The organism is Mycobacterium sp. 852014-52450_SCH5900713, from assembly GCF_001667075.1.
Taxonomy (GTDB): domain Bacteria; phylum Actinomycetota; class Actinomycetes; order Mycobacteriales; family Mycobacteriaceae; genus Mycobacterium.
In genome coordinates this window covers 42,293-61,299 of the sequence record NZ_LZIL01000065.1, presented here as the reverse complement: position 1 = coordinate 61,299, position 19,007 = coordinate 42,293, and the positions used below count along the sequence as shown (strand labels likewise).

General features: G+C 68.0%; 20 protein-coding genes. 14 read left to right on the top strand and 6 right to left on the bottom strand.

Annotated features, from left to right (window positions below; all coding sequences use genetic code 11):
* Nucleotides 1–2 precede the first annotated feature (2 nt).
* Nucleotides 3–1,247: a DUF1214 domain-containing protein gene (locus A5773_RS19455; RefSeq protein WP_067792213.1), complete on the bottom strand. Its 1,245-nt coding sequence runs from the start codon at nucleotides 1,245–1,247 to the stop codon at nucleotides 3–5.
* A 48-nt stretch (nucleotides 1,248–1,295) separates the two neighbouring features.
* Nucleotides 1,296–1,739 (bottom strand): nuclear transport factor 2 family protein, encoded by a 444-nt coding sequence (locus A5773_RS19450; RefSeq protein ID WP_066952528.1) that lies wholly within the window; start codon nucleotides 1,737–1,739, stop codon nucleotides 1,296–1,298.
* 96 nt (nucleotides 1,740–1,835) lie between these two features.
* On the opposite strand from A5773_RS19450, the gene A5773_RS19445 reads away from it, so the two are divergent.
* Both A5773_RS19445 and A5773_RS19440 read left to right on the top strand, forming a co-directional pair.
* Nucleotides 1,836–2,726: an SDR family NAD(P)-dependent oxidoreductase gene (locus A5773_RS19445; protein WP_067792257.1), complete on the top strand. Its 891-nt coding sequence runs from the start codon at nucleotides 1,836–1,838 to the stop codon at nucleotides 2,724–2,726.
* A gap of 2 nt (nucleotides 2,727–2,728) precedes the next feature.
* Nucleotides 2,729–3,550: a mycofactocin-coupled SDR family oxidoreductase gene (locus A5773_RS19440; RefSeq protein ID WP_066952530.1), complete on the top strand. Its 822-nt coding sequence runs from the start codon at nucleotides 2,729–2,731 to the stop codon at nucleotides 3,548–3,550.
* 7 nt (nucleotides 3,551–3,557) lie between these two features.
* Here A5773_RS19440 and rpmB read toward each other — a convergent pair whose 3' ends face one another.
* Nucleotides 3,558–3,752 (bottom strand): 50S ribosomal protein L28, encoded by a 195-nt coding sequence (gene rpmB, locus A5773_RS19435; RefSeq protein WP_046185726.1) that lies wholly within the window; start codon nucleotides 3,750–3,752, stop codon nucleotides 3,558–3,560.
* A 260-nt stretch (nucleotides 3,753–4,012) separates the two neighbouring features.
* Here rpmB and A5773_RS19430 point away from each other — a divergent pair, with 260 nt between their 5' ends.
* The 3 genes from A5773_RS19430 to A5773_RS19420 are packed head-to-tail and all read left to right on the top strand — an operon-like array spanning nucleotide 4,013 to nucleotide 8,686.
* A complete protein-coding gene (locus A5773_RS19430; RefSeq protein WP_066952693.1) occupies nucleotides 4,013–5,698 on the top strand; it encodes a DAK2 domain-containing protein in 1,686 nt (561 codons plus the stop codon).
* Nucleotides 5,699–5,700: 2 nt separating this feature from the next.
* Complete coding sequence (gene recG, locus A5773_RS19425) at nucleotides 5,701–7,920, top strand: ATP-dependent DNA helicase RecG (protein WP_067792210.1); 2,220 nt, start codon at nucleotides 5,701–5,703, stop codon at nucleotides 7,918–7,920.
* Nucleotides 7,921–7,972: 52 nt separating this feature from the next.
* Nucleotides 7,973–8,686, top strand: a complete 714-nt coding sequence (locus A5773_RS19420; RefSeq protein WP_067266241.1) for an HNH endonuclease family protein — start codon at nucleotides 7,973–7,975, stop codon at nucleotides 8,684–8,686.
* A gap of 1 nt (nucleotide 8,687) precedes the next feature.
* Here the strand turns inward: A5773_RS19420 and A5773_RS19415 are convergent, their stop codons facing one another.
* Complete coding sequence (locus A5773_RS19415; RefSeq protein ID WP_156659475.1) at nucleotides 8,688–9,533, bottom strand: aldo/keto reductase; 846 nt, start codon at nucleotides 9,531–9,533, stop codon at nucleotides 8,688–8,690.
* A 346-nt stretch (nucleotides 9,534–9,879) separates the two neighbouring features.
* Here A5773_RS19415 and A5773_RS19410 point away from each other — a divergent pair, with 346 nt between their 5' ends.
* From A5773_RS19410 to coaD, 5 genes are all read left to right on the top strand, one after another.
* Complete coding sequence (locus A5773_RS19410) at nucleotides 9,880–10,995, top strand: alpha/beta hydrolase (RefSeq protein ID WP_066952539.1); 1,116 nt, start codon at nucleotides 9,880–9,882, stop codon at nucleotides 10,993–10,995.
* Between the two features lie 97 nt (nucleotides 10,996–11,092).
* Complete coding sequence (locus tag A5773_RS19405) at nucleotides 11,093–11,857, top strand: DsbA family protein (protein ID WP_066952695.1); 765 nt, start codon at nucleotides 11,093–11,095, stop codon at nucleotides 11,855–11,857.
* Between the two features lie 8 nt (nucleotides 11,858–11,865).
* A complete protein-coding gene (locus A5773_RS19400; protein WP_197505511.1) occupies nucleotides 11,866–12,489 on the top strand; it encodes a vitamin K epoxide reductase family protein in 624 nt (207 codons plus the stop codon).
* 10 nt (nucleotides 12,490–12,499) lie between these two features.
* Entirely contained in the window at nucleotides 12,500–13,054 is a 555-nt protein-coding gene (gene rsmD, locus A5773_RS19395) for a 16S rRNA (guanine(966)-N(2))-methyltransferase RsmD (protein ID WP_066952543.1), read from the top strand.
* A gap of 125 nt (nucleotides 13,055–13,179) precedes the next feature.
* Entirely contained in the window at nucleotides 13,180–13,662 is a 483-nt protein-coding gene (gene coaD, locus A5773_RS19390; protein WP_066952547.1) for a pantetheine-phosphate adenylyltransferase, read from the top strand.
* A 34-nt stretch (nucleotides 13,663–13,696) separates the two neighbouring features.
* Here coaD and A5773_RS19385 read toward each other — a convergent pair whose 3' ends face one another.
* Nucleotides 13,697–14,869, bottom strand: coding sequence for a permease (locus A5773_RS19385; RefSeq protein WP_082948308.1), 1,173 nt, complete (start codon nucleotides 14,867–14,869; stop codon nucleotides 13,697–13,699).
* 321 nt (nucleotides 14,870–15,190) lie between these two features.
* Here A5773_RS19385 and sepIVA point away from each other — a divergent pair, with 321 nt between their 5' ends.
* From sepIVA to mutM, 4 genes are read left to right on the top strand one after another with little or no spacing between them, the layout of a single operon-like run.
* The gene (gene sepIVA / locus A5773_RS19380; RefSeq protein WP_066952700.1) at nucleotides 15,191–15,928 is read left to right on the top strand and encodes a cell division protein SepIVA; all 738 of its coding nucleotides are present in this window, start codon (nucleotides 15,191–15,193) and stop codon (nucleotides 15,926–15,928) included.
* A 59-nt stretch (nucleotides 15,929–15,987) separates the two neighbouring features.
* Nucleotides 15,988–16,572, top strand: a complete 585-nt coding sequence (locus A5773_RS19375) for a DUF177 domain-containing protein (protein WP_197505512.1) — start codon at nucleotides 15,988–15,990, stop codon at nucleotides 16,570–16,572.
* A complete protein-coding gene (gene rnc, locus A5773_RS19370; protein WP_066952549.1) occupies nucleotides 16,569–17,282 on the top strand; it encodes a ribonuclease III in 714 nt (237 codons plus the stop codon). The genes A5773_RS19375 and rnc overlap by 4 nt, the downstream gene beginning before the upstream one ends.
* Nucleotides 17,283–18,143 carry a DNA-formamidopyrimidine glycosylase gene (gene mutM, locus A5773_RS19365; RefSeq protein ID WP_066952551.1) on the top strand — a complete coding sequence of 287 codons (861 nt, stop codon included), beginning with the start codon at nucleotides 17,283–17,285 and terminating at the stop codon, nucleotides 18,141–18,143.
* Between the two features lie 54 nt (nucleotides 18,144–18,197).
* On the opposite strand, the gene A5773_RS19360 is transcribed toward mutM, so the two are convergent.
* The gene (locus tag A5773_RS19360; RefSeq protein ID WP_066952553.1) at nucleotides 18,198–18,974 is read right to left on the bottom strand and encodes a PIG-L deacetylase family protein; all 777 of its coding nucleotides are present in this window, start codon (nucleotides 18,972–18,974) and stop codon (nucleotides 18,198–18,200) included.
* Nucleotides 18,975–19,007: the final 33 nt, after the last annotated feature.

Genomic DNA, 19,007 nt, shown 5'->3' with positions numbered 1-19,007 from the left:
CGCTAGATCGGCCCTTCCGGTAGTCGGCGCAGATACGCGGTTCGCCGAGCCGCGAGTTGGGCGGCCCGTTGCTGCGAGCCCACCCGCGGCAAGTGCGGCACCTCGGCGTCGAGCCGGTCCAGCTTGACCACCCGCCCGCGGGCGCCGAGGTCTTCGCGGGGACCCGCCTCACCGAATTCCGCCATGCGCAGGGTCAAGATCCCCTCGCGCAGGCCGTCGGAGTCGATCCAGTTGGCCGCCCCGGGATCGGCCGGCGCGATCACGTAGGTGTAGCTGCCGTCCTCGTTGGCGACCGATTGCGCCTTGTTGAGGCTGCCGGTGCGGTCGAGGATGTCCAGCGTGGTGCCCCAGATGTTGCTCAGCGGCACCGTGAAGTATTCGGCGCCACCGTCGTTGAGGTCCACCACGAACGCCTCGTCGGGTGCGAGATCGAAACGCCCCATGACGTAGACCTGGTTGCGCATCGCGCCGACCTTGTCGGCCGACCACGCCAGGTTGAAATGGTTGGCCGGCATTTTGTACACGCCGTGGCTGAGCTTGCCGGTGAAGTTGGCGAAGTAGTCCATCATCGCCGCGGTGGCCTCGGCCTGCTCGTCGAGCGTGCGTGCCGGTGTCGTGGGCGGCCCCCCGAGCCGTTGCACCTCAAGATGATTGGGGTCGTCGCGGCTCCAGTCCAGCAGCACGTCGCGGATGTAGAACTCGTGTGCCGCGGGTGTGGTCCGCACGTGGTTGGGCCGCCCGCCGGCGGGGTCGGCGTCCACGGTGATGGTGAAGCTTCCGTCGGAGTCGACCTGCATTGTCCGGCCGTTGAGCACGTCGACGGTGCCCATGTTCGCATCCCACAACGTGAAGTAGTTCTCGGTCATCCGGTGTTCGCCCACCCGGCCGTGGATTTCGTAGCGTTCGTCACCGGAGATCGGGATCACCCGGTACACGCTGTCCGGATTGTCGATGCCCCAACGTGACCCGGGGATGGGCCGGCCGTCGACGGGATGCGCCAGCCGGGTGATGCAGCTGACCTTCGGCCTCAGCTTGTCCTGATTGGACGACCACACCGCCGCCGAGAACATCACCTCGGCGAACGCGTCGTCGAACCGCTCCCGCATCGCGTCGGACGCCTTGTCGCGGCCCAGCCAGGTATCGGCCACCGTCCGATAGGCGGCCTTGACGGTCGGGTGCTCGATCAGGTCAAGGGCGGCCAGTTCCTGTTCGTGCTGGGATGTCGTCGCGACGGGGTCGTCATGCATGCGCTGTTCCTCCGATGTACTGCTCAAAACGCTTGGCACACAACGCGATCAGAACTTCAAATGCTGGCTGACGTCGCCGACCTGATCGATGAACATGGTGCGGCTGTCGAACCGCCAGGCGCCGTCCACCCGCGCAAACGTGTCCTTGTAGTGCCCGGTCACGATCACCTGCAGCGGCAGGTCGGGGGTGGCCTGCGTGACGCAGTAGTAGGAAGTGCTGCGGGCGGTCCCTTCGGCCTCGTCGATGTGCAGCTGCACGTTGGTCGTGTTGTGCTTGGTCTTCGGGGTGCCGTCGGAGTAGATGCGCGTGGCCATCTCATACATCTCGCGCACCCGGGCGGCCCCGGCGAACACCGTCTCCGGTGGACCGTCCTCCACGCCGCAGATGCGGCCGTGTTCGAACAGCCGGGCCACTCCGTCCAGGTCGCCGCGGTCGAGAAGCTCGGCGTAGGTGTAGATGAGGTTGGTGATTTCGGTTGCGCTGTCACTCATGTGGAACCACCTTTGGACCCATCTCCTCCGCTTCCGCGAACAATGGTGGCAGAACCGGTCCAATTTACATAGAACCGACCATTACTCTTGATCGCCGTGACGTTACCTTGGACGCCGAGCCGACTCGGCAATCTGACCGGCAAGCGAATCGTCGTGACCGGAGCGACCAACGGGGTCGGGCTGGGCACCGCACGTGCCCTGGCCAAAGCCGGCGCGCACGTGATCCTGGCGGTGCGCAACATCGAACTGGGCGAGCAACGCGCTGCCGAGATGGGTGGCTCGACGTCGGTGGCCAGGGTCGACCTCGCCGACCTGTCGTCGGTGCGCGCCTTCGCGAAGTCGGTCGACGACGACATCGACATCCTGGTCAACAACGCCGGCGCGCTGACCGAGCGCCGCACCGACACGGTCGACGGATTCGAGATGACGCTGGGCACCAACCTGCTCGGGCCGTTCGCCCTGACCAACCTGCTGCTGCCCAAGGTGCGCACGCAGATCATCAACGTCGGCTCCGACGCACACCGGTCGGCGACGCTGCGTATGGACGACCTGCACCTGCGCCGGCACAAGTGGACCCGGCTGGGCGCCTACGCACAGTCCAAGCTCGCGGTCATGCTGTGGGGCTTGGAGCTGGACCGCCGGTTGCGCGCCGCCGGGTCGCCGATCGTCACCCAGCTCACCCACCCGGGCTGGGTGGCCTCGAACCTGTCGCAGCTCGGCGACTCGCCGGTGCTGGCGGCGGCCCACAAAGTGGTCAAGGTGGTGGCCGACCGGCTGGCCAACGGCATCGACGAGGGGGCGGCACCCACGCTGTACTGCATCAGCGAACCGGTGCCCCCGGGCAGCTACGTCGGGGTCAGCGGCAGGTTCGGCCTGCGCGGCGGGCCGGTGCTGATCGGACGGTCACCGGTCGCCTGCGACTATGACACGGCCGCTCGCCTGGTGGCCTTCGCCGAAGAACAAACCGGCACGAAGCTGGAGGTATAGCCATGGGTGAACTCGACAACAAGGTCGCCGTTATCACCGGTGCGGCGCGCGGCCAGGGTCGCAGTCACGCCGTCGCCCTGGCCGAACAGGGCGCCGACATCATCGCGGTGGACATCTGCGCCGACATCGACGCGATTCCCTACCCGCTGGGGACCAAATCGGATCTCGACGAGACCGCGCGGCTGGTCGAAGCCGCGGGCCGCAAGGTGGTGCCCGTCGTCGCCGACGTCCGCGACCTGCCCCAACTGGAGGCCGCGGTGCAAAGCGGAATCGACGAGCTAGGGGAGGTGGACATCGTCATCGCCAACGCCGGGGTGGTGGCGATCGGTGACCCGGAAGCCCATTCCGAACCGGTGTTCACCTCGATCGTGGACACCAACCTCAAGGGGGTGTGGCACACGTTGTTGGCGACGGTCCCGTCGATCATCCGCAAGGGCCAGGGGGGGTCGATCGTCCTGGTCAGCTCGTCGCAGGGGCTGACCGGCCGGGGCGGCGACGGCAGTGCGGCGATGTTCGCCTACGCCGCGTCCAAGCACGGGGTGGTCGGGTTGATGCGGTCAGCGGCCAACGCCTATGCGCAACACAAGATTCGGGTCAACTCTGTCCACCCGAGCGGCGTCATGACGCCGATGATCCTCAACGACTTCGTCGTCAACCGGATGCTGGAGAACCCGAACCCGGCCGTCTCCCAGATGCTGCTGCCCGACGTGCCGTTGGTCGAGCCGCAGGACGTGACGGAAGCGGTGCTGTGGCTGGTCGGTCCCCGTGCCCGCTACGTGACGGGCGTGTCGATACCCGTGGACGCCGGGCACATCGTGATGTAGCGGCGGACTAGCCCCGGACGACCTTGCCGGCCTTGATGCAGGACGTGCAGACGTTCAGGCGCTGCTTGTTGCCGCCCGGCCGGGTGACGACGTGCACGGTCTGAACGTTGGGGTCCCACCGACGGCTGGTGCGGCGGTGGGAGTGCGACACCGACTTACCGAAGCCGGGGCCTTTCCCGCAGATGTCGCACACAGCGGCCATGGTTCAAGCTCCTCAAATCTCGGGGGTCCGGCTCGGCGGTCTGACACGCGGCCGGGACAGCCCGGGCTGACCGGGCCCAACCAGGATAGGCGATTGTCCTGGCAACCACCAAAACGATCGACGCCGCTGTCGCCCCGTCTGGCTAGGCTCAATGGGTCGGATCGCCCCGCCGGCGGGTGGTGGTCACGGGCAGCCGTCGCCCGGGCCGCCGAGCTACGCTGGCGCCCACCGGGAGCTGGGTGTGGAGGAGGTGGGTAACACTGGGAGCGTCGGAGCGTCTGCTGGACGCCATCACCTTGCGGGACTGGGCGCACACCGCCGTCAGCGACCTGATCACCCACATCGATGAGATCAACCGGCTCAATGTCTTTCCGGTTGCCGATTCCGACACCGGCGCGAACATGCTGTTCACCATGCGCTCGGCGCTGGCCGAGGCCAACGCGGGCGTCAATTCCGAGGGCGGCTCGGCCTGCGTCGCCCGGACGGCCGCGGCGATGTCGGCCGGTGCGCTGAACGGCGCCCGCGGCAATTCCGGCGTGATCTTGTCCCAAATCCTGCGGGGCATCGCCGACGTCACCGCCCTCGCGGCCACCGATTCCGGCGGTGAGCTGCCCCACATGGACGCGGCCATCCTCGAGGCGTCGTTGCGCCGCGGCGTGGACCTGGTCATCACCTCGATGGGCGGGGACGAGATCCCGGGGACCATCGTCTCGGTGCTGCGGGCCGCGGCCGACGCCGTCGGGGAGTGCGCCCAGGCCGGGGAAGGGCTCGCCGCGGCGATCATCGCCGCCGGCGATGCGGCGGTCGTCGCGCTGGAGAAGACGCCCGAACAGCTCGACGTGCTCGCCGACGCCGGTGCCGTGGACGCCGGCGGGCGGGGCCTGCTGGTCCTACTGGACGCCCTGCGCACCACCGTCACCGGCCAGGCGCCCGCCCGAACGGTGTACGAGCTCTCGCCGCCGGCACCGCAACCGGACGGCGCCGCCGAGCGGCCGGCACCGCAGTTCGAGGTGATGTACCGGCTGGACGGATGCGATCCGTCCGCGGCCGACGCGCTGCGCGACCGGCTCGGGGAGCTGGGGGACTCCGTGGGCATCGCCGCCGCGCCGTCGTCGGCCGATTGCACGTACTCGGTGCACGTGCACACCGACGACGCCGGCGCCGCGGTCGAGGCGGGGCTGGCGGCTGGGCGGCTGAGTCGCATCGTGATTTCTGCGTTGAGCTCCGGCGGCACGGGGCTGCCGGCCGGTGGCTGGACACGGGAACGCGCCGTGCTGGCGGTGGTCGACGGCGATGGCGCCGCCGAGCTGTTCGGCGGCGAAGGTGCCTGTGTGCTGCAGCGCGATCCGGCCGCCAACGAACCCAACATCAGCGCCCACCAGCTGATGCGGGCGGTGGTCGACACCGCTGCTGCGCAGGTGATGGTGCTGCCCAACGGCTACGTGCCCGCCGAGGAGCTGGTGGCCGGGTGCACCGCGGCCATCGGGTGGGGCATCGACGTGGTGCCGATCCCGACGGGGTCGATGGTGCAGGGGCTGGCCGCGCTGGCCGTGCACGAAACCGACCGGCAGGCGGTGGACGACGGCTACACGATGGCCCGTGCCGCCGGTGCCGCCCGGCACGCATCGGTGCGCATCGCGACCGAGAGCGCGTTGACGTGGGCGGGCCGCTGCCAGCCGGGCGACGGCCTGGGGATCGCCGGGGACGAGGTGTTGATCGTGGCCGCCGACGCGGTCGCGGCTGCCATCGGCCTGCTCGACCTGCTGTTGGCCTCCGGCGGCGACCTGGTGACGGTGCTGGTCGGCGCCGACATCGACACGCAAGAGAACGCGGCGGCCGTGGGCGACGTCCTGGAAAAGCACATGCACGACCACCACCCGGGAACCGAACTCGTCACCTACCGCACCGGCCATCGCGGTGATGCGCTCTTGATCGGGGTCGAGTAGCCGTGGCGTCGCTGGGCGACCGGCTGGACTTCGTGGTGGGCGCCAAGGCCGCCGACCAGCTCGACGAGGAATTGGGCATCCGGACCGTCGACGATCTGCTGCGCCACTATCCGCGCAGCTACACCGAGGGCGCCACCCGCTGGGGCTCCGACGATCAACGCCCGCCGGCCGGCGAGCACATCACGATCGTCGACACGATCACCGAAACCAAGACGTGGCCGATGAAGAAGACCCCGAAGAAGCTGTGCCACCGCATCACCCTCGGCGCCGGCCGCAACAAGGTGACCGCGACGTTCTTCAACGCGAACTATTTGAAGAAGGACCTGACCGAAGGCGCCAAGGTGATGCTCTCCGGGGAGGTCGGATTCTTCAACAACGTCATGCAGCTGACGCACCCGGCGTTCCTCATCCTCGACTCCCCGGACGGCAAGAACCGCGGCACCAGCTCCCTGAAGAACATCGCCATCGCCTCGCAAGCCACCACCGGCGAGGTGCAGATGGCGGCCTTCGAGCGAGCCTTCTTTCCGATTTATCCGGCCACCACGAAGTTGCAGAGCTGGGACATATTCAGGTGCGTGCGCCAAGTGCTCGACGTCCTGGATCCGGTGGACGACCCGCTGCCCGCCGACCTGCGCGGCCGTTACGGCCTGGTCTCCGAAGACCTCGCGTTGCGCGACATCCACTTGGCCGAAGACGAGGCGGCACGGAGGCGGGCGCGGGAGCGCCTGACCTTCGACGAAGCCGTCGGGCTGCAGTGGGCGCTGGTCGCCCGGCGGCACAGCGAGTTGTCGGAATCCGGGCCCCCGGCGCCGCCGCGCCCCGACGGTCTGGCCGCGGAACTGCTGCGGCGGTTGCCGTTTGAGCTGACCGCGGGGCAGCGCGAGGTGCTCGACGTGTTCGGGCAAGAGCTGTCGGCAACCCGGCCGATGAACCGCCTGCTCCAAGGTGAGGTCGGTTCGGGCAAGACCATCATCGCGGTGCTGGCGATGCTGCAGCTGGTGGATACCGGTTATCAGTGTGCGCTGCTTGCGCCCACGGAAGTCCTTGCCGCCCAACACCTGCGGTCGATCAATGACGTGCTCGGCCCGTTGGCGATGGCGGGCCAGCTCGGCGGCGCGGACAACGCGACCCGGGTCGGCCTGCTCACGGGTTCGATGACGGCCGCGCAGAAGAAGCAAGTCCGTGACGAAGTGGCAAGCGGTCAGGTCGGGATCGTCGTCGGCACGCATGCGCTGTTGCAGGACGCGGTGGAATTCCACAACCTGGGCATGGTGGTGGTCGACGAGCAACACCGGTTCGGTGTCGAACAGCGAGACCAATTGCGCGCCAAGGCCCGTCCCGGCGTCACCCCCCACCTGCTGGTGATGACGGCGACGCCGATACCGCGCACGGTCGCGTTGACCGTCTACGGCGATCTGGAAACCTCGACGCTGCGCGAGCTTCCGCGCGGACGCCAGCCGATCACCAGCAACGTCATCTTCGTCAAGGACAAGCCCGCGTGGCTCGAGCGGGCCTGGCGGCGTGTCATCGAAGAGGTCGCCGCCGGGCGCCAGGCCTACGTGGTGGCGCCGCGGATCGACGAGACCGACGACGCGGAGAAGCAGGAGCAGAACGTCAGACCGTCGGCAACCGCCGAGGGTCTCTACGCCCGGCTGCGTTCCGGCGAGCTGGCCGATGTGCGTCTGGGGCTGATGCACGGGCGGTTGTCCGCCGACGAGAAGGACGCCGCGATGGCAGCCTTCCGGGCCGGTGAGATCGATGTGCTGGTATGCACCACCGTCATCGAGGTGGGTGTGGATGTTCCCAATGCCACGGTGATGCTGGTGATGGACGCCGACCGCTTCGGGATCAGCCAGCTGCATCAACTGCGCGGCCGCATCGGCCGCGGCCAGCATCCCAGCCTGTGCCTGCTCGCCAGCTGGGTTTCGCCGGAGTCACCGGCGGGCCGGCGGCTTTCCGCCGTTGCCGCCACCTTGGACGGGTTCGCGCTCGCCGACCTGGACCTCAAGGAGCGTCGGGAGGGAGACGTCTTGGGCCGCAACCAGTCCGGTCGAGCGATCAATCTGCGCTTGCTCTCGTTGGCCGACCATCGCGACGTCATCGAGGCCGCGCGCGACTTCTGCGTGCGGGCCTACGCCGATGATCCGGCCAGCCCCGAATTGGCTTTGCTGGCAGCGCCTTTCGTGAACACTGACCGGATCGAATACCTGGACAAGTCGTGACCGCCGGCGACGATGCAGTGGGGGCACCTCCCACTTGTGGGGGACGGCGCCGGTGAATCGCAAGGTGCTGCTGTGGTTGTCCGCGGTCGCGGCGCTCGCGCTGCTGGTCGCCTACCAGACGGTCGGATCCTCGACCGCCAGGCATGCCGCCGAGTACGCGGCTCGCGCCGACGTTCCCACCGTGCAACCCGGCACCGACGTGCTCGCGGGCATCGCGGTGCTGCCGCTGCGCGCACACCGGTACGACTATCGCAGGGCGGCCTTCGGCGACGCGTGGGACGACGACAACGACGCCCCGCTGGGGCACAACGGCTGCGACACCCGCGACGACATCCTCAACCGCGACCTCGTCGACAAGACCTATGTGTCGACCAAACGGTGTCCGGACGCGGTGGCCACCGGCACCCTGCACGACCCGTATACCAACACCACGATCGCGTTCCAGCGCGGCGCCAAGGTCGGCGAGGCGGTGCAGATCGACCACATCGTCCCGCTCGCCTACGCCTGGGACATGGGCGCCTATGCCTGGCCGGCGGGCGAGCGGCTGCGGTTCGCCAACGATCCGGCCAACCTCCTGGCCGTCCAAGGACAGGCCAATCAGGACAAGGGCGACGCGCCGCCGGCGCTGTGGATGCCGCCGAATGCCGCGTTCGCCTGTCAGTACGCCATGCAGTTCATCGCCGTGCTGCGCGGCTATTCGTTACCGGTGGACCAGCCGTCGACTCCGATATTGCGTCAGGCGGCGGCCACCTGCCCGGCGGGCTAGGTCAGGTGCCGTCGTAGGTGTTCGGGTCCGGGCGCAGCCGGGTGCCGTCGTTGAGCCCGTTGATGGCGTCCATGTGCTCGGCGGCCAACTCGAAGTCGAACACGTCGAGGTTCCCGGCGATGTGCTCGGGATTGGCGGAGCGGAAGACGACCGCGTTGCCCAGCTGCAGGTTCCACCGCAGCAGCACCTGCGCAGGCGTCTTGCCGTACTCGCCGGCAACGGAAGTCACCGTCGGGTTGTCGTTCAACTTGCCGAGCGCCAGCGGCGTGTAGGCCTGGGTAACCACGTTGTGTTCGGCGTTGGTTTTGCGCAGCGCTTCCTGGTTGAGCAGCGGGTGCAACTCGACCTGGTTGACCACCGGGGTCACAAAGCTCAGGTCGATGACGTCCGTCACGTGTATGTCGGTGAAGTTCGAGACGCCGATCGAACGCGCGAGCCCGTCCCCGCGGCACTGGATCAGCCCGCCGAAGGAATTCACATATTCGCCTCGTGCCGGGACCGGCCAGTGGATCAGGTACAGGTCGAGATAATCCAGGCCCAGCCGCTCCAGGCTCTCCTTGCAGGCCTCCATGGAGCGCAGGAACCCGTGGTCGGCGGTGGCGAGTTTGGTGGTGACGAACAGTTCGGCGCGCGGAATCCCGGAGGACGCAATCGCGCGGCCGACGGCCGCTTCGTTGCCGTAGGCCGAGGCGGTGTCGATCAGCCGGCAGCCCATCTCCAGCGCCGCGGAGACCGCGCGCTCGGTCTCGTCCTCCGACAAATCCGCGACGCCAAGGCCAAGGACGGGCATCGTGTTTTCGTCATTAAGAGCTATCGAGGGCACGGCAACGCCCGACTCGCCAGCCAATGTATTCACCTGCCTATGAAATTAAACGTTCGTGGACCAAACCGGATGTCGTCATCGAGCGAGGAGATCGACGCCATTCCATCGGCGCGATATTACCGGGCTGCAAAATACCACCTCGTCAAACGCCGGGGCGGGGCGCGCAGTGTTATCGGACCCTGGTCTGCATTTCGCATAATCGTGACCACGTAGTGTTGGTCACACGGCGCACCGGAACCGGCAAGTGCCCTGTCGGCCGCGCAGCGCGCCCGGCACCAAGGGCACTCACCGGTGGCCGCCGGGGCCGGAGGGCTCCGAGACGACGGCGGGCAGCGTCGAGCGTTACGACGTTTTATTCGAGGGAGTACCCATGACCAAGAGCGTGCCCGCGCCGGACCTGCACCTCGGCGTGAAGCACACGCCCATGCGCCTGACCAGTCGCATGCAGGGCGCGGTTTCCACGATCGGGGTCAAGGTCATTCCGTGGATCCCGACCCCTGCCAAGCGCGCGCTGTTCGGTGGCCGCTCGGTGACCATCGACGGCAACACACTGGACCCCACGCTTCAGCTGATGCTCTCCGGTCTGCGCGCCGTCGGCATCGACGGCCTGGTCGTCGACGACGATCCGGGCGCGTCCCGCGCTCAGATGCGCCAGCTGTCGCTGGAGCTTCCCGGGCCGCAGATCCACGTCGACGTCCAGGAGCTGTCGCTGCCCGGGCCGGCCGGCGAGATCCCGGCGCGTCACTACCGTCCCGCCAACGGCGCGTCCGCGCCCGTACTGGTCTTCTACCACGGCGGCGGATGGTCGATCGGCGACTTGGACTCCTACGACGCGCTGTGCCGGTTGACGTGCCGTGACGCCGGCATCCACGTGCTGTCGATCGACTACCGCCTGGCTCCCGAGCACCCGGCGCCGGCCGCGGTCGAGGACGCGTACGCCGCCTTCAGGTGGGCGTACGACCACGCCGGGGAACTCGGCGCCGCGCCCGGGCGGGTCGCGGTCGGCGGCGACAGTGCGGGCGGCAACCTGGCCGCCGTCGTGTGCCAACGGGCGCGCGACGAGGGTGACCCCGCCCCCGTGCTGCAGTGGCTGATTTACCCCCGGACCGACTTCACCGCGCAGACCCGTTCGATGGGCCTGTTCGCCCGCGGGTTCCTGCTGACCAAGCGCGACATCGATTGGTTCGAGTCGCAATACCTCAGGCGTTCGGGCATCGACCGGGCGGACCCGCAGGTCTCGCCGCTGCTGGCCGAGTCGCTGGCCGGGCTGGCGCCCGCGCTGATCGCCGTCGCCGGGTTCGACCCATTGCGCGACGAAGGCGAGAGCTACGCGGCGGCCCTGCAGGCCGCCGGGACCGCGGTCGATCTGCGGTGCATGGGGTCGCTGACGCACGGCTTCGCCAATCTGTTCCAGCTCGGCGGCGGCAGCGCCGCCGCGACCACCGAGTTGATTTCCGCGCTGCGCGCCCACATGAGCCGGGTCTGACCTGTTGCGCGGTCGCCGCCGGTAATCTAGAGGCGCCCACGAACGAGTGACGTCCACCACCGAACGACAACCCGAGCACCGAAGGATCACGGAAACTGTGGCCGACAAATCCAAACGCCCCCCGCGCTTTGACATGAAGGCCGCCGACGGTAAATCGGGCCGACTCCTCCAGATCGGCGGGACCGCGGTCGTCGTCATCTTCCTCGTCGCGCTGGTCTCCTACATCGTGGTCACGCACCACAAGAAGACCGCGGCCATCGGCGCGGGCGACACCGTGCGGGTGACATCGAGCAAGCTGGTCACCCAGCCCGGTACGAGCAACCCCAAGGCCGTGGTCACTTTCTACGAGGACTTCCTCTGCCCGGCCTGCGGCAACTTCGAGCGCACCTTCGGCCCGACGGTCTCCAGGCTGATCGACGTCGGCGCTATTGCGGCCGACTACTCCATGGTGTCGATCCTCGACAACTCCAGGAACCAGAACTACTCGTCGCGCGCGGGCGCCGCGGCCCTGTGCGTGGCCGACGAGTCCCTTGACGCGTTCCGCCGATTCCACACCGCGCTGTTCACTACCGACCTGCAGCCCAGCGAACGCGGCACCAGCTTTCCCGACAACGCCCGGTTGATCGAACTCGCGCGCGAGGCCGGCGTCGTGGGCAAGGTGCCCGACTGCATCAACAGCGGCAAGTACATCGCCAAGGTCACGGGTGAGGCGGCGGCCGCGAAGATCAACGCCACGCCGACCATCAAGATCAACGGCGACGATTACGACCCGTCCACGCCCGATGCGCTGGTCGCCAAGATCAAGAGCATCGTGGGCGACGTGCCGGGCATCGACGGCGCCGCGACCCCCCCGGCCACGTGACCACCCCGGTGTCAGCCCAAACCGCCGGCCTGACACCGGAATCGGGTCCCGAAGCGCGCGTGCCCTTGCCGAGCGCGTGGTGGGTGCTGATCGCCGGTGTGATCGGCTTGGTGGCCTCCGCGACGCTGACCGTGGAGAAGATCGACCTCCTGCTCAACCCGGCGTACGTGCCGTCGTGCAACTTCAACCCGATCCTGTCGTGCGGTTCGGTGATGGTCACGCCGCAGGCGTCGGTGCTGGGATTCCCCAACCCGCTGCTCGGCCTGGGGGCGTTCACCGTTGTGGTCGTCACCGGGCTGCTCGCGGTGACCAAAGTGGCGTTGCCGCAATGGTATTGGATCGGCCTGATGATCGGGCTGCTGATCGGGGCCGTGTTCGTGCACTGGCTGATCTACGAGAGCCTGTACAGCATCGGCGCGTTGTGCCCGTACTGCATGGTGGTCTGGGCGGCCACCATGACGCTGCTCGTGGTCGTCGCCTCGATCGTGTTCTCCCCGGCGCTGCAACGCCGGGGACGCGGTGTGGCGTGGGTGCTGTACCAGTGGCGGTGGTCCATCGCCGCGCTGTGGTTCACCGCGGTGTTTCTGCTGATCATGGCGCGGTTCTGGGACTATTGGTCGACGCTGCTGTAAGTGGTGGCAGGTGACCCGGATCATCGGCGGCGTGGCAGGCGGCCGGCGCATCGCCGTCCCGCCGCGAGGGACCAGGCCGACCACCGATCGGGTGCGTGAGTCGCTCTTCAACATCTTGACTGTGCGGCGCGACCTGAACGGCGTCGCGGTGCTCGACCTCTATGCCGGCTCCGGCGCACTGGGATTGGAGGCGCTGTCGCGAGGGGCCGCCTCGGCGCTGTTCGTGGAATCGGATCAGCGCAGCGCTTCCGTCATCGCACGCAACATCGACGCGCTCGGTCTTCCCGGCGCGGCGGTGCGCCGCGGCGCGGTCGCGACCGTCTTGGCGACCGGAACCCAGAGCCCGGTCGACCTCGTGCTGGCCGACCCGCCCTACGACGTCGAGGCCGCCGACGTGGAAGCCGCGCTGGCCGCTTTGGACACCCACGGCTGGACGCAGGCCGGAACCGTGGCGGTGGTGGAGCGGGCGGCGTTCGGCGCGGAGCTGACCTGGCCGCGCGGCTGGTCCGTCTGGCCGCCGCGCGTGTACGGCGACACCCGTTTGGAGATGGCCGAACGACTGTGAGGCGGGCGTGTACCGTCTGTCGTCATGTGCGCCGCTCTCCCCCGCAAGCGGGAGGGGGTACCTCCCACGTGCGGGGGCGTACCTCCGTCTCATCTCTGTGTTCCGCATCGTCGCCGGCGCGCGTCATGAGTGGCGCGGTATGCCCGGGGTCGTTTGATCCAGTGACGTTGGGCCACATCGACGTCTTCGAGCGGGCGGCGGCTCAGTTCGACGAGGTGGTGGTGGCGATCCTGACCAATCCCGCCAAGAAGGGCATGTTCGAACTCGACGAGCGGATCGCGATGATCAACGAGTCGACGACACATCTGCCCAACCTGCGCGTCGAGGCCGGCCAGGGCCTGGTGGTGGACTTCGTCAGGTCGCAGGGGATGACCGCGATCGTGAAGGGCCTGCGCACCGGCACCGACTTCGAATACGAGCTGCAGATGGCGCAGATGAACAAGCACATCGCCGGCGTCGACACGTTTTTCGTCGCGACGACGCCGCGGTATTCGTTCGTGTCGTCGTCCTTGGCCAAAGAGGTTGCGCTGTTGGGCGGCGACGTCTCGGAACTTCTGCCCGAACCGGTCAATCGCCGCCTGCGCGAGAAGCTCGCCGGCCGGTCCTAAATCCTCACTCGCTCAAGAGTTTTCACGCCGTTAGCTAGTGGCACTCGTGATCGTGGTCGTGCCCACCGTCGGGGGAGCCGCCCATCATCCGTGCCATCGGAACTCCGCCCGTGGTGACGAACCGGACCACCAGAATGGCCGCGACGGCAAGGAAGGCGATGTTGAGCCAGGTCGTGTAGTTCCACGAAATCGTCGCTTCCATGACCGTGGCGTTGCGCTGCTTGGGAATGAGACTCGCTGCGCCGAAAATCAATTCGACCAGATAGCCCGCGGTGACCATGGCGGCGTAGAACGTGCCCAGCAGCGTCAGCATCATCTTCGTGCCGTAGTACTTGCGGTAGATGTTGAGGATCGGCAGGATCAGCAGGTCGGCGTAAATGAACGCGATGACACCGCCGAAACTGATGCCCCCGTTCCACAGCACCGCGGCCAGCGGGACATTGCCGATCGAGCAGACGAAGGACACGATCGCCACGATTGGTCCGACGATCGGACCCCATATCGTCGACCAGCCCGGATGGTCGGTCAAAAAGAAGACCTGCCAAAACTTTTCGGGTACCCACGCCGCGATGGCCCCCGCGATCAACAAGCCCAGGACGAGGTCGCGCAGGATCGCCAGCCACTCCATCACGAACACGTGGGCAACGGACGTGAAGCCCTCCCTGGAAAAGAGGCGCTGAGCGAACGAGCCCTGCTTCTTGATGGACATGTCCATGGCCGCATGGCCTTCCATCGAGCCGGCGATTCCGCGGTCGGCCTGCTCACGGGCGGCATCGACAAGCCGAGAGCGCACGAACAACCGGAACAACACGGCGAGCACCACGATCATCAGCGGGCCGCCGACGAATTCCGCGGCGGTGAACTGCCAGCCCATCAGCAGGGCCAAGATGATGCCCAGTTCCACCACCAGGTTGGTGGAGCCGATCTCGAATGCCATGGCGGCGGTGAAGCTGGCCCCCTTGCGGAAGAGCGATCGGGCCAACGCCACCGCGGCGTACGAGCACGACGACGCCGCACCGAGGCCGGCGGCCAGCGCCAGGGTGCGCGGCCGGTCGTCGCCCAGCAGCGCCACGATGGTCGAGCGCCGCACCACCGCCTGCACCACCGCCGACAGGGCAAACCCCAAGATCAGCGCCCACAGGATTTCCCACGTCATCGATCCCGCCACCGCCAGGGCGTGTCCGACCGCTGCTAGCACGAGTTCCAATCCTTCCCCTCGATGGGCTGGGCCCCCAAACTTATACCCCCCAGGGGTATAGGTCAAGCGCCGTGGAGCGCGCTGGCCGGCGCCTGGGGCCTCCGCGATCCCTAGAATGGCCGCAACAGGTGCAGCCAACCTTGGCGGCGCGGACGGGCGTTTCGATGCATTTCACCGGTGATGGCGAGGCCGAAGCCGGTTTTTGGCGGCGTTTCGCGTCGTTGTCGCGGTCAAATGTCCGACACACCGACCTCGCCACCGCTGTCACAAAGGCAACACCAGGCACACTAGTAACAACAGGGTTTTTGCAGACGCCAGGAGGACATGGCCGTGTACAGAGTCTTTGAAGCGCTCGACGAACTGAGCGCCATCGTTGAAGAAGCACGCGGCGTTCCGATGACGGCCGGCTGCGTGGTGCCGCGCGGTGACGTGCTGGAACTGATCGACGACATCAAGGATGCGATCCCCGGCGAGCTGGATGACGCCCAGGACGTGCTCGACGCGCGCGATTCGATGCTGCAGGACGCCAAGTCGCACGCCGACTCCATGGTCTCCTCGGCGACCACCGAGTCGGAGTCGATGCTCAACCACGCCCGCGCGGAGGCCGACCGGCTGTTGTCCGACGCAAAAGCGCAGGCCGACCGCATGGTGAGCGAGGCCCGCCAGCACAGCGAGCGGATGGTCGGCGAGGCCCGCGAGGAGTCGATGCGCATCGCCACGGCGGCCAAACGCGAGTACGAGGCCAGCGTCGGCCGCGCGCAGGCCGAGGCCGACCGGCTGCTTGAGAACGGCAACATCTCCTACGAGAAGGCCGTGCAAGAGGGCATCAAGGAGCAGCAGCGCCTGGTATCGCAGAACAGCGTGGTGGAGGCGGCAAACGCCGAGGCCACCCGGCTGATCGACTCGGCGCACGCCGAGGCCGACCGGCTGCGCGGTGAATGCGACATCTACGTCGACAACAAGCTCGCCGAGTTCGAGGAATTCCTCAACGGCACCCTGCGCTCGGTCGGGCGCGGTCGTCACCAACTCCGGACGGCGGCCGGTACGCACGACTACGCGGTGCGCTAGCGCGTCGACCGGGCGGCCGCGCCCTGGAATTATGCGGCCCGCGCCGTAGGATTTCTGATATGACGCGGCAGCACAGCACCACCTCGCGGCGCCATCTGAGCTCGCCGATGACGATTGACATCGCCCGGCTCGGGCGGCGCCCCGGCGCGATGGTGACCCTGCGGAAGACCGTGCCCACCCCGTCGCGCATCGGACTCGACATGATCGCGATCGAGGCGGGCGCTCCGTTGGAACTCGACCTGCAAGTTCAGTCGGTCTCCGAGGGCGTATTGGTGACGGGGACGGTGGATGCGCCCACCGTGGGCGAATGCTCCCGTTGCCTGACCCCGGTCAAGGGCCACGTGCAGGTCCGGTTGACCGAACTGTTCGCCTACCCCGACAGCACGACCGAGGCGACCACCGAGGAAGACGAGGTCGGTCACATTGTCGACGACATCATCGACCTCGAGCAGTCGATCGTCGATGCCGTGGGACTGGAGCTGCCGTTCTCGCCCGTGTGCACGCCCGACTGCCCGGGTTTGTGCCCCGAATGCGGCGTTGCCCTCGCGGCCGAGCCAGACCATCACCACGACCGCATCGACCCGCGGTGGGCCAAGCTGGCGGGAATGTATCCCGAGGCCGACGCTGCGCGGGGTGAGCAGTGACGTCACGGCAAGACCTGCTCGATGCCCTCGGGGTCGAGCTGCCCGACGAGCTGCTCTCGCTGGCGTTGACGCACCGCAGCTACGCCTACGAGCACGGCGGGCTGCCGACCAACGAACGGCTGGAATTCCTCGGCGACGCCGTACTCGGCCTGACCATCACCGACGAGCTCTACCACCGGCATCCCGACCGTTCGGAAGGGGACCTGGCCAAGCTGCGGGCCAGCGTCGTCAACACCCAGGCGCTGGCCGACGTCGCGCGCAAGCTGTCCGCGGACGGCCTGGGCGTGCACCTCTACCTCGGGCGCGGGGAAGCCAACACCGGCGGCGCAGACAAGTCGAGCATCCTGGCCGACGGCATGGAATCGCTGCTGGGCGCCATCTACCTGCAGCACGGAATCGACACGGCCCGCGAGGTGATCCTGCGGTTGTTCGGCCCGCTGCTGGACGCCGCGCCGACCCTGGGCGCCGGGCTGGACTGGAAAACCAGCCTGCAGGAGCTGACCGCGGCGCGGGGCATGGGCGCGCCGTCCTACGTCGTCACCTCCACGGGCCCGGACCACGACAAGGAATTCACCGCCGTCGTCGTCGTGATGGACACCGAATACGGCTCCGGCGTGGGGCGCTCCAAGAAGGAAGCCGAGCAGAAGGCCGCGGCGGCCACCTGGAAAGCGCTGGAAGTGCTGGACACCGCCGGACAAACGTCCGTCTAGATGCCCGAGCTGCCCGAAGTCGAGGTGGTGCGCCGCGGCTTGCAGGCCCGCGTCGTGGGCAAAACCATCACGGCCGTGCGGGTGCACCATCCGCGCGCCGTGCGCCGTCACGGGGCCGGGCCCGCCGACCTCACCGCCCGGCTGCTCAATGCCCGGATCACCGGCACCGATCGGCGCGGCAAGTACCTGTGGCTGCTGCTCGACGGTCCGGGCCAGCCCGACACCGCGCTCGTGGTGCACCTCGGCATGAGCGGGCAGATGCTGCTGGGGGAAGTGCCGCGCGCCGACCACGTCCGCATCTCCGCGCTGCTCGACGACGGAACGGTGCTGAGCTTCGCCGACCAACGCACCTTCGGCGGATGGATGCTCGCCGATCTGGTGAGCGTGGACGGCAGCATCGTGCCGGTCCCCGTCGCGCACCTCGCCCGCGACCCGCTGGACCCGCTCTTCGACCGCGATGCTGTCGTTAATGTCTTGCGGCGCAAGCATTCCGAGATCAAGCGGCAGCTCCTCGACCAAACGGTGGTGTCGGGCATCGGCAACATCTATGCCGACGAGGCGCTTTGGCGGGCCAAGGTCAACGGCGCCCGGATCGCCGCCGGGTTGAGCCGCCGTCAGCTGGCCGCCGTCCTGGACGCCGCGGCCGACGTGATGCGCGACGCGCTCGCGCAAGGCGGGACGTCGTTCGACTCGCTGTATATCAACGTCAACGGCGAATCGGGCTATTTCGACCGGTCGCTGGACGCCTATGGCCGCGAGGGGCAGAACTGCCGGCGCTGTGGCGCCGTGATGCGCCGGGAGAAGTTCATGAACCGGTCGTCGTTCTTCTGCCCGAGATGTCAGCCGCGACCGCGAGTTTGACTATGCGTCCAGGGTTTGCCAGCGTGCACCAACGCCGAGCGGGTCGAAGGCGGATCAATCGAAGATGTCCCGGCGCGCGGATCCCGCGGGCAAGGCCGGGTCGACAAACCACTCGCGGGGAAACAACAGGCCGAACGCCTGGGGTGGCAGTCGAAGTAGGACCCCGTACATGCGGGCGCCCACGCTGGACTCACCGATCTGCGAGCGGTGGGCGGCGAACGCGTCTCGCTTCTGGCGCGCGAATCCGAAGACGTCAATGCGGTGGGTGATGCTCGCCCGCGGCGCGTACGCGGTGCGCGCAACGTGCGGCTCGTAGGGCGCCGGCAGCCGCAGCAGACTGGCGAGATGGCCGATGCGCAAGAGCAATTCGCGCGGCATCGTCGCCTCCAGCACTCGCGGGGTCGCCGCGAGTTCGGCGGCCCGCTTGCCGACGTGATGCACCTGGACATGATCCCGGTGGCCGTAGCCGCCGTTGGGCTGATAGCTGAGCAGGAGGTCCGCGTCTTCCTCGCTGAGTATTGCCGCGAGCCGCTGCGCCGCCTCCTCGACGTTTGCTCGCCCGAAGCGGACCCGTCCCGGCGGGTCCGGGTAGAACAGCGGGCCATAACCGCTATCGGCATAGCCGAGGCACTCAACCCGCCGCGCCCCCAAAATGTCTGCGCTCAAACGCAATTCGTCCAGCCGGAAATCGCTTTCCGCGTTGTGCACGCGCCCATCGGTCGCGGTGACGACGACCACGCGATGCCCGCCCGCCGCCGCCCGCGCGAGCGTGCCTCCGGTGAGGATCACCTCGTCGTCCGGATGTGCGTGGAATGCGACCACGGTGGCCATGAAACGCAGTATGCCCAGGGCGCGGTGAAAGCA

What these genes read in the sequence shown, in the direction of transcription:
- A5773_RS19455 (WP_067792213.1), bottom strand. Translation starts at nt 1,247, where the DNA reads ATGCATGACGACCCCGTCGCGACGACATCCCAGCACGAACAGGAACTG.
- mutM (WP_066952551.1), top strand. Translation starts at nt 17,283, where the DNA reads ATGCCCGAGCTGCCCGAAGTCGAGGTGGTGCGCCGCGGCTTGCAGGCC.
- A5773_RS19375 (WP_197505512.1), top strand. Translation starts at nt 15,988, where the DNA reads ATGACGCGGCAGCACAGCACCACCTCGCGGCGCCATCTGAGCTCGCCG.
- A5773_RS19450 (WP_066952528.1), bottom strand. Translation starts at nt 1,739, where the DNA reads ATGAGTGACAGCGCAACCGAAATCACCAACCTCATCTACACCTACGCC.
- A5773_RS19410 (WP_066952539.1), top strand. Translation starts at nt 9,880, where the DNA reads ATGACCAAGAGCGTGCCCGCGCCGGACCTGCACCTCGGCGTGAAGCAC.
- rpmB (WP_046185726.1), bottom strand. Translation starts at nt 3,752, where the DNA reads ATGGCCGCTGTGTGCGACATCTGCGGGAAAGGCCCCGGCTTCGGTAAG.
- coaD (WP_066952547.1), top strand. Translation starts at nt 13,180, where the DNA reads ATGAGTGGCGCGGTATGCCCGGGGTCGTTTGATCCAGTGACGTTGGGC.
- A5773_RS19440 (WP_066952530.1), top strand. Translation starts at nt 2,729, where the DNA reads ATGGGTGAACTCGACAACAAGGTCGCCGTTATCACCGGTGCGGCGCGC.
- A5773_RS19360 (WP_066952553.1), bottom strand. Translation starts at nt 18,974, where the DNA reads ATGGCCACCGTGGTCGCATTCCACGCACATCCGGACGACGAGGTGATC.